The sequence below is a fragment of the Candidatus Zixiibacteriota bacterium genome (assembly GCA_040752595.1).
GTDB lineage: Bacteria > Zixibacteria > MSB-5A5 > WJJR01 > WJJR01 > JACQFV01.
In genome coordinates this window covers 49,935-65,549 of the sequence record JBFMGX010000047.1, presented here as the reverse complement: position 1 = coordinate 65,549, position 15,615 = coordinate 49,935, and the positions used below count along the sequence as shown (strand labels likewise).

Annotated in this window: 11 protein-coding genes; 3 read left to right on the top strand and 8 right to left on the bottom strand. The window is 64.4% G+C overall.

Annotated elements, in window-relative coordinates; translation table 11 throughout:
• Positions 1-3: 3 nt before the first annotated feature.
• The 6 genes from AB1792_11130 to AB1792_11105 form a co-directional block, all read right to left on the bottom strand.
• Positions 4-1,431, bottom strand: coding sequence for a hypothetical protein (locus AB1792_11130; GenBank protein ID MEW5702767.1), 1,428 nt, complete (start codon positions 1,429-1,431; stop codon positions 4-6).
• A 140-nt stretch (positions 1,432-1,571) separates the two neighbouring features.
• Positions 1,572-2,678 (bottom strand): hypothetical protein, encoded by a 1,107-nt coding sequence (locus AB1792_11125; GenBank protein ID MEW5702766.1) that lies wholly within the window; start codon positions 2,676-2,678, stop codon positions 1,572-1,574.
• 104 nt (positions 2,679-2,782) lie between these two features.
• Positions 2,783-3,205, bottom strand: coding sequence for a hypothetical protein (locus AB1792_11120; protein MEW5702765.1), 423 nt, complete (start codon positions 3,203-3,205; stop codon positions 2,783-2,785).
• A 90-nt stretch (positions 3,206-3,295) separates the two neighbouring features.
• Entirely contained in the window at positions 3,296-3,658 is a 363-nt protein-coding gene (locus AB1792_11115; protein ID MEW5702764.1) for a hypothetical protein, read from the bottom strand.
• Complete coding sequence (locus AB1792_11110; protein MEW5702763.1) at positions 3,655-3,966, bottom strand: hypothetical protein; 312 nt, start codon at positions 3,964-3,966, stop codon at positions 3,655-3,657. Before AB1792_11110 ends, AB1792_11115 begins: the two co-directional genes overlap by 4 nt.
• Positions 3,963-4,853, bottom strand: coding sequence for a hypothetical protein (locus AB1792_11105; GenBank protein ID MEW5702762.1), 891 nt, complete (start codon positions 4,851-4,853; stop codon positions 3,963-3,965). Before AB1792_11105 ends, AB1792_11110 begins: the two co-directional genes overlap by 4 nt.
• Before the next feature lie 416 nt (positions 4,854-5,269).
• Between AB1792_11105 and AB1792_11100 the strand changes: the two genes are divergently transcribed.
• Positions 5,270-6,688, top strand: a complete 1,419-nt coding sequence (locus AB1792_11100) for a T9SS type A sorting domain-containing protein (protein MEW5702761.1) — start codon at positions 5,270-5,272, stop codon at positions 6,686-6,688.
• 267 nt (positions 6,689-6,955) lie between these two features.
• Here the strand turns inward: AB1792_11100 and recN are convergent, their stop codons facing one another.
• Entirely contained in the window at positions 6,956-8,665 is a 1,710-nt protein-coding gene (recN, locus tag AB1792_11095) for a DNA repair protein RecN (GenBank protein ID MEW5702760.1), read from the bottom strand.
• Positions 8,666-8,831: 166 nt separating this feature from the next.
• Positions 8,832-11,630 carry a thrombospondin type 3 repeat-containing protein gene (locus tag AB1792_11090; GenBank protein MEW5702759.1) on the bottom strand — a complete coding sequence of 933 codons (2,799 nt, stop codon included), beginning with the start codon at positions 11,628-11,630 and terminating at the stop codon, positions 8,832-8,834.
• Positions 11,631-12,022: 392 nt separating this feature from the next.
• Between AB1792_11090 and AB1792_11085 the strand changes: the two genes are divergently transcribed.
• Both AB1792_11085 and AB1792_11080 read left to right on the top strand, forming a co-directional pair.
• Entirely contained in the window at positions 12,023-12,268 is a 246-nt protein-coding gene (locus AB1792_11085) for a hypothetical protein (protein MEW5702758.1), read from the top strand.
• Between the two features lie 154 nt (positions 12,269-12,422).
• A complete protein-coding gene (locus AB1792_11080; protein MEW5702757.1) occupies positions 12,423-15,209 on the top strand; it encodes a DEAD/DEAH box helicase in 2,787 nt (928 codons plus the stop codon).
• Positions 15,210-15,615: the final 406 nt, after the last annotated feature.

Sequence of the window (15,615 nt, the reverse complement as noted above, 5' to 3'; positions counted from 1 at the left end):
CCCTCATGCCACCCGCGGTACGACGCCGCTCATGTTGGGGACCGCGGTGAGCTGCGTTCCGACCGGGGCGGTGGTGAATGCCGTGCCGACGACGGCGCGGATCCAGTAGCGATTGGCACCATTGATGACGGTCTTTTGCCAATCGACGGGCGTTCCGATCCCGTCGTTGAACAGCCGGACGCCGTCATTGACGGCATCGAAGCCCGACGCGCCGGAGGCAGGGATGAAGTCCGTCCACGCCCCGTTCCAGTATGACCATGTCACGGCTCCACCGGCACCGGCAGTCGACAGCAGAATGCGGATGAAACTGAAACGGTCGTCCGATCCGAGGAAGACCGCGTCGCCGACCGCTTGGAGCAGCTTTTCGGACGTTGGATGGAAGACATCGGCGGCGGCGCTTGATGCGGCCGCCGTGGTGACGTCGGCGTATGGTGTCCCAGCGTCGGCGTCGAAGCAGAAGACCGACGCAAACGGCTGGGCCTGGCTGAGCACGGAAGTCGGAGCCGCGAAGGAGCTGCCGACACGATGTGACTCGTACAGTTCGTTCTGATCCGTGCCGACATTGTGCAGGAAGAGAGCGTAGGGCGCCGTGCCCATGTACCGTAGCGCCGGCGATGCCGCCGGTTGTGTGCTGACGGTCTGGAGCGCGCCCCAGACTGCGCCGTCGTATTCCTTCAAGTACAACTTGCTGTCGGCGGCGAAGAGGGCACCGAGCATACCCTCGGAGGAGACCGCGGCGGCGAGGTCGCTGCCGAGGCCGGCGCCGGTGTACAGCGTCACCGCGGCGTTCCAGAGCGCGGCGTCGATTTCGATCTCGCGGTTCTTCAGGGTCGTGCCCGCGATCGCGAACAGGCAGTGAATGTAGTTGGCGCGGGCGATCAGCGTGCCGTAACACGATGACGTGTTCCCCGACAAATCGGTGCCGGCGTCGGTGGGGCCGCTGCCGAATGTCTGACCCAGATCCAACGACGATTTCACGCGCAGCGTGTAGGTGCCGCTGTCCTCCCGGGTCCAGGCCACCCAGATCCGGCCGTACATGTCTTTCAGAACCGTAGGGTGTTTGTTGGTCGAGCTCGGCGAATCGTACACCGTGGCCGGCGTCTGCGCCACCCAGGTACCATTGACAAAGATCAGCCGGACACAGATCAGGGCCCCGGTCGTCTGCTGTGTGTACGCCACCCAGACGTCGGCGTTTTCGTCGGCGACCGCGTCGAACGGGAGGTCCGCCGCGTCGGTGACGAAATCGCCGGGGTCGAGCCATGACGTGTATGGGTCGCTCGTGTACGACAGCGCCAGGTTGGTCGGCGTCCGCGCAAACAGCGCCAAGAGCCGACCGGCGAATGGTCCCTTCTCGACGCGGAAGAGCTTGTGCTGCGTCGCCAGACCGGTTGGGGCGGCGGCTGTGCTGGTGTCGATCAGCGCGTGAATCATGGTGGTTCCGTTTCTGGGATTCCGGTAACCGGCAACGGCGTAGGGGCGAGGCGGTGCCTCGCCCTTTGGTGGCGGAGGAAAGAGGGCGACCCACCGGGTCGCCCCTACCGATTCACCGAGGGATGTCTTGTGACAGACGTCTACGTCCACACCGAGTCGAGCACCTTGACGGCATCGGGGACGACCTTGGCATAGGCCACGGACTCGGAGATGACCGCCTCCTCGAACTTCTGCTCGATGATCTTGTCGTACTCGACCGTCAGCGCTTGCGTGACGATTTCTTCGGCGGCGAAGCGCTTGTCCATCCCGATGACGCGGTCGGTGGCGACCTCATCGGAACGCACCAGCGAGGCGCCCAATGGGCTGACCAGTTCGCCGGTCCCCTGGAAACGGAACCCCGCGAGCGGATCCTTGAACTCGGTCATGGTGAGGATCGTCTTGATCTTGTCCTTCGAGCAGATCATCGTGTTCATCTCGAAGGGGTGCAGCTCGGCCCAGAAGGCGACGAGGTCGGCATAGGCGAGCGTGCCGGAGGACGCGGTGTTGATGACCGTGGCGGCGTTGTCATTGCCGTCGCCGTTGATGAGCACGTCGACCAGCATTCCCAGTTTGTCGACCTGCATGCGATACCCGATGTACCACAGAAGTACCTTGAACTGCGGCGTAGTGCGGTGGCGCAGGGCCTTGTAAGAGGCCTTCAGCGCCAGGCCGTAGTCGCGGACGTCGATCGAATTGACACGTTCCGTCACGACGACGGCCGGGACATTGGCGCCGTCGCCGACGGGACGCATCGACCAGCGGGCATCGCCGGCCTGGGCTTCGATGTCGAACGGCGTGTAGCGGTTGCCGGGGACATGCGACGAGGAGCCGACCAGCCCGTTGAGCTCGGGGCGCAGCGACTGCCCGTGACGAATCTCACGCAGCATGAACTCCGGCAGCAACGCCGGGGCACCGCGATAGAACAACTCGACGGTCAGCGGATTGGCGCCGCCGACACGGATGCCGCGCGCGGCCAATTGGCGCTCAAAGGCGTCCAATGGCGAATCGAGCGGTGATGGGTCATAGTCGGTTGACTCCAGCAGCTCCGAGAGCGTCAATCCCCGGGACTCGGCTTCGAGGTAGGTGTCGCGCGTGATCGTCAGTTGCTGGGCACGGCGCAAATCCACCGTCCCCTCGGTGCGGGGCTCGGCGGTCGCCTGCGCCAGAAGTGCGGGGGATGTTTCAGTGAAGAGTTTGTCGAGATCCATGATACGTGTCCTTTACACTGGTGTAGGTCAGCAGCCCTGTGCTCGTGACTTCCCTTTGTCAACCGCGATCGGAGATCGCGGGCACGCCATCATGCTGACAGATGTCAGTTGAGCAGGATCGTGCAGTCGGTGGTGCCGTTGACGGCCAAGACCGTACCGCGGGCGATGTTGCCGCCGGCAGGGTCGTTGCCGACCAGAGCGGGCGCCTGCTTGACGGTCGCATTGGCACCGCAAACGACGCGGTTGCCCACGACGGGATACGTCGTTGTGATCGGCAGCCGACAGACGCCACCGATCTGGACCGTGGCCAGCCGTTGGCCGGTGTCGCGGTCCTCCAGCGTCAGGTCGACGAGTTTACCCAACAGGATGGCGCCGTCGGTCCCCGGACCGACCTCATGGGAGTCGGTTGACGTGACCGCCTTGCCAATGTGTGCGTCGGTGAGATCGTCCACGCCGCCGGTCTGCTTGACCTTGAATGTGGCGAAGACCTCGCCGATCGATTCCAGATTGTGATCGCGAACAGTCAAAGGATCCTCCTATCGCATCGCAGTGACGTTACAGGTGACATGCGTGTCGTGGTGCGTCCCCGCGATCTCCGATCGCGGATCGCCTCCCGGTCAACGAACCTTGAACTCGTCTGAGTGCGGAGCGGGAGTCGTCTTGGCCGGAGTGATGTCGCGACCGCAGCGACAGGCCCGCGGCGCGAAAGCCACATCGAGGGCGCGATCGAGGCCCTCGGCGCAGCGCCAGAGCGCCATGCCGTCGTCGGCGATCGCCGACAATCGCGCCTCCAGCACCTCGCCGGGATACGCCTCCGGGGACAGACGGGACAAAGCCAGCCAGCGGCGACGGATCCGTTCCCGCAGCAGAGTTCGCAGCGTCTGCCAGTTTTCTTCGGCCGATGGCGCGGGTGTCTTGTCGGTTGCGCCGCGCAAGGCCCGATCGACCGTGGGGACGGGTGCTGCCTCGGGGACGATCACCGTGACATTCTCCTTTCCTCCAAGAGGGTTTCGATGCGCGTCAGCCGGGCGTCGAGCGCCGTTTCCAACGACGCCAGATCACGGCGACGGGCCACATCAGTGCGCAACGTTGTCTCGATTTCGACCAAGCGTCGGTCAATCTGGTCCACGGTGACCCGATCGGCCTTCTCGGTGACGGTCAGGCGAATGCCATAGACCGTCGTGTAATAGGCAGCCAGGGCACTGGTGACGACGACCAGGACCGTCAACGCCGGTCGCCACCAGGAGACGGGAGTGTACTTTGGGCTCGATTTGGCCGTTCGGCTCACGACGTGCTCCTTCCCCATGGCGACGTGCCGTTGCCATAGATCGCACGGAGGGCGAGTCCGATGGCACGACGCCGCCGTGCGAACGGTGAACGGCGGCACCGCGCGTGAAGAGACACCCGGAGAGGGAGTCGAAACGCCTGCTGTGGACGGCCGCCCGTGCTGTAGAGGTAAAGCGAGCGCGCCATGATTGCGTCACCGACAGCACCGGCAGGACCGGACAGTGCTGGCGACTCAACGTGCGGCTTGCCGAACAGCGGCGGACGCGCAAAGTGCGTCCCCGGTGTCGCACCGCGGTAGACCAGCGACGTCTCCAAGACACGGACGATGTCGCGGTATTCGTAATGGGCCGTGCGGAGGGTGCCGTCGTCTCCAATGTACTCCTGATCGGGGATATGCTCGCAGGTCCGGATGTCGCGACCGCAGATCGAGCATTGCGGACGCCGAAACTCAAAGCCGATCGAGCCCTCCTTGACCACGCCGGCATCGATGTCGCCCGCCAGTTGATCCTGAAACGGTCCATCGCCCCGCAGCCAATAGAACCAGACTTCGATCCACTGGCGATCCCCTTCGGAGACGCAGCGGGCGGCGAAGTTGCGGGCCACCGGGAGCCGGGTGCGGTCATGCCCGACCAGGACCGGGGTGTCAATCAAGAGCGCGGACAGCCGGTCGTGCTCCTCACGCGGAAAGCGGCCGCCGTGATCGTTGACGTCATCGGAGACGAGACGCAGCGCACGAATGTGGACGTCGTCTGGGGTCACCGGCGCCGGTGGACGAACGCGCTGGTTGATCTGCTCAATCAGATCGCGGTACCCATCACCAGAGACCGCGTCTTGTTGCTCGCTGAAGCGTAGCGGCCGGGCAGACAAGGAACCGATCAGTATGCTCATGGATCATTCTGCGGCCGTGCGCGATCGGCGATCGCGTCACACCGCCTCCCACCCTTCCCGGTCCTGAGACAATCACCCCCGAAGCGGGGTCGAAAACGAAGACCGGGAAAGTGGGTATGAACGAGTCGGGCGGTGGGAGATTCGGGGCTTGTCCATTGCTGTCACGACGGATGCGCGAGAGTGTTGAAGTGACACTTCATGTATGGAGACACTGCCGAACTCGGGTCGCTCTGTTAAGAGATGACAACGACGTGCAACATCGCTGCGTGCGCCACGTAAAAGCACGTTGGCCGGTGCGCGCTACGCGGACCGGTCGCGTGTTCATGTCGAGTTACTGACGGGATCGGTTCGAACGGCAACATCTCACCCTCACCACCGAAGTCCGTTCCGCTGCGAGCGGGACGGGGGAGGTCAGCATGCGAAAGGCGATTGTGGTCACTCTGCTTCTCACGTTCGGCATCGCGGTGGCGCCCGGATCGGCGTTCGCCCAAACAACGGATGCCGTGGAAAACGGCGTGGTTGTCACCGGGGATCTCCCGGATTGGCCGACGAGCCGGCCGCGCGCGATTGACGCAGTTCCCAACAGCGACGTGTTCATCAATTTCGATGACACGGTGAGGCCGTGCCTCTTTGTCCAGACTGTGGCGCTGCGCAATGAGTACGCCGGTCAGGAAGTCCGATTCATGGGTCCGGGCGGGAAGGATGGTGGGGCTGTTCTGGATGATTGCGGCAACTTCCACGTCAATGGGTACTCACAGCCCAATTTCCTGGCGTTCAACTGTAATGCGTTCCTGAGCGACAGCGGCGTGCCGCGCGGACCGGAGGTACTGATGTTCTCCCGGCCTGTGCGCAGGGCCTCGGCCCTCGTGGGCAGCAACACCGATGCGGGGAAGACACTCCATTTCATCGCGCGCAATTCCAGCGGCGTGGCCGTGGATTCGGGCAGCATCGTGCTGAGCGCGAACCTTCAGCCGATTGAAGTGCAATCCAACGGTGGGATATCCACGTTTGTGATTGATCTCGCAGGGGTCTGCGTGTGGGTCCTTGATGATCTCAGCTTCGACTTCCTGCCGACGCTGACCATCGACATCGACATCCTGCCGAGGGCATGCCCGAACCTGATCAGCCCGCCGTTGCGGGAGATGGACCTGGTGAGCTTGCGACCGATGTCGGCCAGGGCGATGCCCCCGCTGCCGGCTCTCCCGGTCGCCGTACTGGGGAGCGAGAACTTCGATGCCCACTGTCTCGACTCGGGATCGATCCGTCTGGAAGGGATGGCGCCATTCAAATACGAGTATCGCGACATTGCCCGCCCGCTGGTCTCGCGCGAGTCGGGAAAGTGCGAATGCACGGATCGGGGTCCGGATGGCTATGACGACATGGTGTTCTATTTCGACCGCGCCAAGCTGATGGAGATGCTCGGACCGTGGAACGAAGGCGAGGTGCGGACCCTGGCGCTCACCGCGCGGACCTGCACGCAGATGCCGGCGGTCGGCCAGGATTGCGTTGTGTACAAGCACCTCGGCGTGCGCAATCTCGCGGGGGCCGAGGCCATGGCGCCGTTTGGGCTGGGGACCAACATCCCGAATCCCTTCAATGCCGCGACGACCATCACCTATTCACTGGCGGACGACGGTCCGGTGCGGCTGGATGTGTTCGATGTCCTCGGGCGGCGGGTAACGACACTCGTCGACCGGTTTGAGAGCGCCGGACCGCACGAGGTCTCATGGACCGGCCGTGATGAGCGCGGGCAGACAGTGGCATCGGGGATGTACTTCTATCGTCTCATCGCCGGCGGCACGAGCGACACGAAGAAGATGGTGTTGCTGAAGTAGTAGTGATTGACAGCGCAGGTCATGACGGCCGGGCTACAGGGATTGTCGCCCGGCCGTGTTCTGTGCGGACGAAGCCATCGTCCGCGATCACAGATCGCGGGCACACGGGATTCCCTCACCCGATTCGGCCCTATTGGGCCGAATCGACCTCTCCCGGAGGGAGAGGTTGCGACGCTCCTTTCCGAGGGAGAACACACGTAGGTCAGGAGCCCTGTGCTCCTGACATGTCGGCCGCGATTGCAGATTGCGGGCAGGCGCAGAGGGCGTCTACCGTCGCTTGCGGGGCGAGGGGCGCGGCTGCGTCAACTCCGATGCGAACTGGAGCGTTCGTTCGGTGACCGCATCGCCGGCGACCATGCGAGCGAGTTCACGGACACGTTCTTCCTCGTCGAGGCGTGTGATCGATACACGCGCACGTCCACCGATAGTCTTCTTGGTGATGCGGTAGTGCTGATCGGCGACCGCCGCCAATTGCTGCAGGTGGCTGATGAGAAAGACCTGTGACGTGCGGGCCAGGGTGTGGATTTGTTCCGCGACCATGTGGGCGGTCTGACCGCCAAGACCGGCGTCGATTTCATCGAAGATCGACAAGGTGGCATCGCCGGGTGCTGCGGTGATCGACTTGAATGCCAACAGGAGACGCGACAACTCGCCGCCCGAGGCGATCTTGTCGAGCGGCTTGAATCCCTCGCGCGGATTGGCCTCGAAAAGGAACCGTGCCCGCTCGGCACCGTCGGCATGGATGTGAACGGTCCCCTGTCCGGTCGTGATCGCGAGCTCTCCGTCCGTGTGCGGCGTGAGCTCCACGTCGATGCGTGCTCCGGCCATGCCGAGCCGCGCGATGGCGGCCGTTACCGTCTTGCCGAGGGCCAAGGCGGCATCGCGACGACCCGCGGTGAGTTCGGTTGCCAGTCGCAGGACTTCCCGTTCCCCTGCCAGCACGGACTCCCTGCTTTGCGCAATCTGCCGTTCGAGCGAGTCGTTGTCATGTTCTTCGCCTTCGAGCCGGAGCAGCGCTTCACCCACCGATGCACACGAACCGCCATACTTGCTCTTCAGTCGGTGCAACTCGGCCAGACGGGATTCGATCTGATCGAGCCGGGTCGGGTCGAAGGTCAACTGCTCACGATAGGCCGCGAGGGCGCGAATGGTCTCAGTGGTGGCATCGAGCGCGGCGGTGAGCGGTTCGAGGATCATCTCCCAGCGAGGATCGAGTGAACGGCAATTCTCCGCCTCGCGTCGCAGACGGCCCAAGACGGTCTCCGTGGCTTGCTCGTCTTCAGTTAAAGCGGTCAGCGCCGACTCGGCGGCTTCAGCGAGACGGCGGGCGTTCTTCAAGACCGTTGCCTCCGTCCTGAGTCGCTCGTCCTCGTCCGGCTGCACATTGGCGGCACGCAGTTCTGTCAACTGAAAGCGACGTAGTTCTTCCTGGCGGCGTCGTTCGGTCAGCGTCACGGCGAGCGCGATCTGACGGCGACGCGCCTCAGCGAGCGCGGTCCATTCCGTCGCCAGTTCCGCGAGCCAATCGCCATTGCCCGCATAGCGATCGAGCCATTCGACATGCCGTTCGGGATCGAGGAGCACCTGGTGCTGGTGCTGGCCGCAGAGATCGGCCAGATGCTCGCCGAGTGCCTGCAGCGCGGTGCGGGTGATCTGACGGTTGTTCAGGAAGGCGCGCGCCGTGCCAGTCGGCGACAACTCGCGTCGCAGCCAGAACGGCACGGCGATGGCATCGGCATCGATCCCGGCGACAGGCGCGTTCTTCACGGCGTCGAACTGCGCCTCGACCACTGCCCCGTCGGCGCCGGTACGAACCATCTCGACGCCGGTCCTGCCCCCGAGGAGAAAACGGATCGCCTCAACCAGAATCGTCTTCCCAGCCCCAGTCTCGCCGGTGAAGACGCTCAGGCCGCCCTCGAATGGGATTTCCAGCGATTCGACGATCGCGAAGTTCTTGATGCGGAGGGTGTACAGCATCGGAAAAGCCCACGCGTAACTCACGGACCGTAGGGGCGTATCGCAATACGTACCCTACGAAAATCCACGAGGATGATATGAGAGTGGCACTTGTCAAACAACACAAAGGAGAGGGGCACGGCCCCGTGAGCCGTGCCCCTGTGATTCGCCCGCGACACCGGCGCGTCTACGGGCACCCGGTTGGGTACGGGTTGCAAGCGCAAGGGTTGCAGATCTGCGCCCCCGGATCAACTCCGCGGAAGGCGACATCGACCATGCGCACGACGTCGATCACGGTGGCGACCCCATCACAGTTCAGATCGGTCCGTCCACCGGGAGAATGCGAGCACGAGGGATCAAGCGTGGGCGACACCCCGCGGAAGGCGACGCCGACAGTCGCAACGACGTCCTGGACGTTGGCGGCCCCGTCGCACACCGGGTCACCATGGCAGATGCAGCCGATCTGGTCGGGGTTGGGGAAGTACGGGCAGTTGTCGCAGAGATCGCCGACCCCGTCGCCGTCACCGTCGGTCTGCGACGGATTGGCGAGCACCGGGCAATTGTCGCACGCATCGCCGACCCCGTCGCCGTCACCGTCCGCCTGCGTGGGATTGGCGGCCGCCGGGCAGTTGTCGCAGATGTCGCCGACGCCGTCGGCATCGCCATCGGCCTGCGCGGGATTGGCCGAGCCGGGACAATTGTCGCAGTCGTCGCCGACGCCATCGGCGTCCTGGTCGTCTTGGTATGGATTGTAGGTATTGGGACAGTTGTCGAGCGCGCAGGTATTGGCGGGAAAACCGGGATTCCCGAGCTCATCGCCGTCGGTATCGGTGCATTCGTCGCATGTGTCACCGACGCCGTCGCCGTCGAAATCGGCCTGCAGTGGATTGTGATCGAAGGGGCAGTTGTCGACGGCACAGGTGTTGGCCGGGTATCCCGGATTGCCGTAGCCGTCGCCATCGAAGTCGGTGCATTCGTCGCAGAGGTCGCCGATCCCGTCACCATCGGCATCCACTTGGGTGGGATTGGCAACCGTGGGACAGTTGTCGCACACGTCGCCGCGTCCGTCTGTGTCCGTATCCGTCTGATCGGGATTGGCGACAAACTGGCAGTTGTCGCAGACATTGCCGACCCCGTCGCCCTCGGCATCGGCCTGGTTGGCATTGGCCACGAGCGGACAATTGTCGCAGGCGTCGCCGACACCGTCACCATCGCCGTCGGACTGGGTGGGATTGGCAATGGCCGGGCAGTTGTCGCACACATCGCCCAAGCCGTCGCCATCGCCGTCTTCCTGTCCGGGATTGTAGGTCGTCGGACAGTTGTCGGTGGCGTCCGGAATGCCGTCGCTGTCGTAGTCATCGGACACGCGCCCCCACCACGTGCCCCAGCGGTCGTCGGTGGGATTCGGCCCGACGTCCGGGGCGGCGTACTCCTGGATCGTCCAGAAGGAGAGATCATCGACCGGGTCGACGACGGTGGCGCTGTAGTCGCCCCAACGAATCCGGCCCGAGCTGAAGTATTTCTCGTAGGAATCCTCCCCGGCTTTCAAGACCGTGATCGCGCCCATCGTCCCGGGCGGGTCGGCGGCCATCCGTCCGGTATAGACACCCTCGGCGTATCGCGTCGGGTCGGAGCGCGAGAAACCGATCAGGACGTCGTTGTTGGCGTTAGCAGTGATGCTGGGAAAGAAGTAGTGAACGTCCGGTCCACCGTCGAGCACGCCGGACTGCACGATCGGCGTCGGCATGGCGGCGGGGTTGATCTCGTACCAGAACACGGCGGTCCGGTCGACGGCACCGACGGGGAGGCCGCCTGTGTGCGTGCACCAAATGTGACCGTTGCGATACACCGCATTGAGCATCCGATAGTCATTGGTCTCAATCCGTACCGCCGTCCCCAACTGGGAGGCGTCGATGTGTGTCCAGTCAAAGTCGTTGGCGATATTGAACCAGCCGGTGCCGGGGTAACCGGGAATCGCCGAGCCGGGCGTTGCCGACCACACCGGTGCCGGACCGGTGCCGGTGATTTCGGTCAGGCGCATGACGTGAGTCCCGCCGATCATCCAGTAGTGATCTACGATGTAGAGTTTCGGTTCGGCCCCGAAGGTCTGGCAGACGCGAAGCGTCCCGCCACTATACCCGCCAAAGGCGTCGGAACCGACCGGATAGAACATAAACGTGAGGGCACCGCCGGCGAGAGCGGTCGACTTGTCGATCACCCACATGGCACGGCCGCTGAATGCATCGGCGGCGACAGTGAACATGTTGTTGGTGATGGCAATCCAGGTCAGGTTGCAGCCGATGTCGGGGAAATCGGCCCAGTCGACGTCGGTGGGGTCGGCGTCGATGCGATAGTAGGTCCAGGTTCCGGTGGGATTGTCGGTGGCGCTGATGGCGAAGAGCACTGAGGAGGCCGCCGACCGTGAATTCGACAGGCACGTGGCCAGCCAGCGATCGGCTTCGGGATCGAAGATGATCCGGGGATCAAAGAACCCGCTGCCCCCGGCAGGCGCCCAGAATGTCGTCAGACCGACGGTGCTGATCACGCCGCCGGTGCGGTTCTGAATGCGCACCTGGCTGTTGAGCATGGTCATCACGTGACCAGTCGCGACGGCGCCATGCGTGTCGGGAGGGATGACTGTGCCGTTGTCGGGCAACGCCTGGAAGTTGACTCCCAGCGGGGGCATCATCGCTGCTTCTTGCCTGAGCACGTCGGCGACCGTCGGTCGCTCTTCGATGTAGGCCGACAATTGCGCATGCGGCGCCGGCATGAACGGCGCCTCTTGCAAGACCCCGTCAGGCGCCGGCGCCAGAATCTCCATCTCCCTGAGCTGATCCCAACTCGCCTGCGCCACGGGCGCGATGGTGACTCTGTGGCCGCTGGCAGAATCAGCCCGTACGGGACCTGCGGACGCCACTGTCAACAGGATGCACGTCAGACATGCCACGCTTGTGGCGCGGCCTGCGAAGCCCATTCTCTTCTTCATGTTGTCAGCCCTCCGGCTGTGGGGTATGTGTTCGTGAACGGCGGACCAAGCAAGAACCGGTGAAGATACCGCAGGGGCAGAAGCGCGCAGACGAGTTCCGCACCCACCGAAGCGGCGTTCCCTCACCGCACGTTGGTGCAAACATGATAAGACTTCCGATGGGCCGGTCAAGTGGTATTCGGTAGATGCAGCCCAGCGCCCGATCTGATCATCCCGACGACTGCGGCAGGGTGCCTGTTTGCACACAACGACTTACGCCGACCATGTCACTTCCTTGTTCCGATTCCGCAAATTGCCCTTGACGTCTGAACATTTGTTCAGTATCGTCCGTATAGATACTTGGGGGCCCCAGCGGGGACTCAGGGTTTGGACCACAGTCAAGGAGTGATGTCATGTCGTCGCCAGGATCGGTTGCGGTCGCCGCAGCGGTGGCCGGTTGGTTTGCCTCCCCGAAGGAAGTGTACGGGCCTGTGTGTCTGTGCGGAACGCCGTTGGTTTCGGGGAGCGTTGTGGGCGCGGTCACGCGCTGGCTGTGCACGCATTGTGGTCGGGCCTTCTGCCGCGAGTGCGGCGGGATGTTGGCGCGTCGCGGCGGGTGCGATGTCTGCACGATCTGCGGTGCAGGGGAATGCGGGTGAAGCGACAGGGCGGCCTTTGTAGGGGTGCGGTCTCCGTGCCCGGATCCAAACAAGGGCGGGGAAACCCCGCCCCTGTACCACACCAATGCGTCGGTGCGGCCGGGCACGGCACGCCGTGCCCAAATGACGCAAAGACGCGGTGGAGAAATCCCCGATGAAAATGGCGCGGCTGCAGGAGTTCGGCATTCCGCCGGCGTTCATCGAACGGTGGACGGCGACGATCGGGCCGGAGCTGCTCGACTGGCAGGCCGATGCGGTCCGGCAGTTTGATCTGTTCGGCAACGGCAGTCTGATCGTGATGGCGCCGACCTCCTCGGGGAAGACGTTTCTGGCGGAGATGGCGGCGACGGCGGCCTTAACGCGGCGTCGCAAGGTGGTGTATGTCGCGCCGCTCAAGGCGCTGGTGGCGCAGAAATACCGGCGCTTCCGTGAGGTCTTCGCCTCTCCCCCGCTCGGATTCCGCGTGGTGGTGTCGACGCGCGACCAGCGCGCCGACGATGCCCGTCTGCGGCGCGGCGATTTCGATGTCGCGGTGACGGTGTATGAGAAATGGCACAGTCTGCTCGTCACCCATCTCGATTTACTGGCCACGGTCGACTTGGTGATTCTCGATGAGCCGCAACTATTGGGCGATCCCAAGCGCGGCCCGGTGGTGGCGGCGATTCTGGATGCGATGGCCGCGGCGGCCCAGGCGCCGCGTGTGCTGCTTCTGACCGCGCATCTGCCGCAGGCAAAGGCGGTGGCGGCGTACCTGCGCGCGCCGGTTCAAACCGTGCATCGCCGTCCGGTGGAGCTGCGCCTGGGTGTTCTGCATGAAGGCCGTTTTCATTTCCGGGAGCACAACTCCAGCGAGATCGGTGATGAACCCCTCCCCTGGGATACCGCCGTGCCGGAAGCCGAACGACCATTGGTGCTCCTCAATACGCTGGCAGAGCGCGGTGAACGGATTCTCGTGTTTTGTCCCTCGAAGGCGGAGTGCCACCGTCGGGCCGGTGCGCTGGCCGAACGGCGGATGGCGGGTGATTCTCTCAACGAGGATGAGTGTTGGCAATTGGAGAGCGGGCCGGGATTGGCGGCGCCCCTGGCCGGATGGCTGACGCGCGGCGTCGGCGTGCATCATGCTGATCTGACGCGCCATCAGCGGGCACTGGTCGAATCGCTGTTTGTGGGCGGGCGGATATCGGTTCTCTTCTGCACCGGGACGCTCGCTTGGGGAATCCATCTGCCGGCGACGACGGTCTTTGTCGATGCGGAGAAGTACTCCGGCGGTGCCTATGCCGGTCGGGTTCTCCCTGTTCCCCTCGAACGACTCGAATTCGCCGGGATGGCGGGACGTGCCGGTCGCCTCGGGTTGGGACGACCCGATCAGATCGGACGCGGGATTCTCTGGGGCCGCACACCCTGCGAGGCCGATCTGTTGTGGCAGGCGTACATCGCGCCGGAGACGGACACGGGCGGGTCTGAGCCCCGCCCCTACAGGAGCCCCGACAAAAGCAACGGCTTCCCCGGCGCATTTCCGGCGGAACGGCGTCTTCTGGATTGGATCGTTTCCGGGCTGACACGGTCGCTCGACGAGGCGCGAGCGTTGGCCGATCGTTCCCCCTTTGGCCAGGATCGTGGGGGCGTATGGCAATACGCCCCTACGGTTGGAGATGGCGTCGATCCCTGGGCCGCCGCACTCGACCGCCTGATCGCAACCGGATTGGTATGCCGGGACGGCGACAACCATCTCTTTCCCACGCCGCGTGGATCGATGGTGGCGTCATCCGGGATCGGCATCGACACGGCGGCCGCAGTCGTGCGGGCGTTGACGGCATGCAGCGATTTCGATCCGGCGCTGTGGTCGGCGTTTTTCTCCACTCTGCCCGAGGCCGCCGACGCCCGTCTGATGACCAATGTGCGGCGCTGTACCCACGGCGCCGACCCGATCGCGGCGTTGTGGCGGGCACGTTTCGGCGAGGAATTCGTGGCGGCGATCGAGCGCCGTTTCGTCCGGGCACCCGAGGCGCTCACGGTCCACTTCCCCAATGCCGCTGCGCAGGGGCGGGCGATGTTGACGGCGCTGGTTCTGGATGACTGGGCGGGCGGCCGTCCCACACCCGAACTGGAGCATGAGTTCCGGTTGCCGATCGGACGCCTCGAACCGGTGGCGGACACGATCTCGTGGATTTTCGAGACGACGGCGGCGCTGGCGACGACGCTCCCCGAGACGGCGTTCCTCGTTGCCGATCTGCAGCGCGCGGCCTTCGAGACCCGCCACGGTGTGCGTCAAAGCGCATCGGCGCTGATCGAGGCGCTGGCGACGATTCTGCCGCGTCAGACGCTGCTCGATTTGATCGCGCGCGGCTGGGATCACCCGGCGGTGCTGGCGTCACGCGCCGCCGACGATCTGGCCGGTCTGACGCCGGGGCCGCTCATTGAGCGCATCCTGCAGCGCTGCCGTCGCTGGGTGCAGGCACAGAGAGAAGACAGATCCCCATCAGATACAAACAACACACCGGTTGACTCCGCCTTGTCCACGACCGGCGGAGGGGAGGTTTCCATGTCACCCATTCTATGTCTCGACGGTGCCGCCTGCCGGGCCCGCATGTCGGTGCAACTGGCCGGGCGGACGGTGATGCTGCGCGCCAAGAGCTTCAAGTACCTGCTGGCGCTGGCGGCGGCGCGCTTGTTGACGCGCGACGGCTGGATCGCCAAGCACGACATCGAGACGGGCGAGAATCAAATCAAGTACCTCTACCAGTTACGACGCGAGTTGAGCGCTGCCGGACAGAAAGCCGACGGGTTGATCGAGAACGACGGCGGCGGGCACTATCGCCTGACGTTGCCGCCGCAGGCGATCCGTTTCGATCTACCGCGGTTGTTGGCGCATGACGATTGGGACATCCGGTCGCGCGCGGAGCAGTTGGCCGCGGCGGGGTCGGCCACCGCGGCGGCGTAAACGGACGGGGTCATGTGTGTGGCCGCGATCTCTGATCGCGGATGAAAGGGACCCATCGAGAAACCGCGATCACAGATCGCGGGCACGCAACAAGGGCGAGGTGGCGGGTTGCCACAATTGTGGCAGTCGTGTGCCCGCGATCTCTGATCGCGGATGGACGGCATCGTCAGAGGACCGCGATCACGGGTCGCGGGCACGCAACAAGGGCGAGGTGGCGGGTTGCCACAATTGTGGCAGTCGTGTGGCCGCGATCTCTGATCGCGGATGAAAGGGACCCATTGAGAAACCGCGATCACAGATCGCGGGCACGCAACAAGGGCGAGGTGGCGGGTTGCCACAACTGTGGCAGTCGTGTGGCCGCGATCTCTGATCGCGGATGAAAGGGACCCATTGAGAAACCGCGATC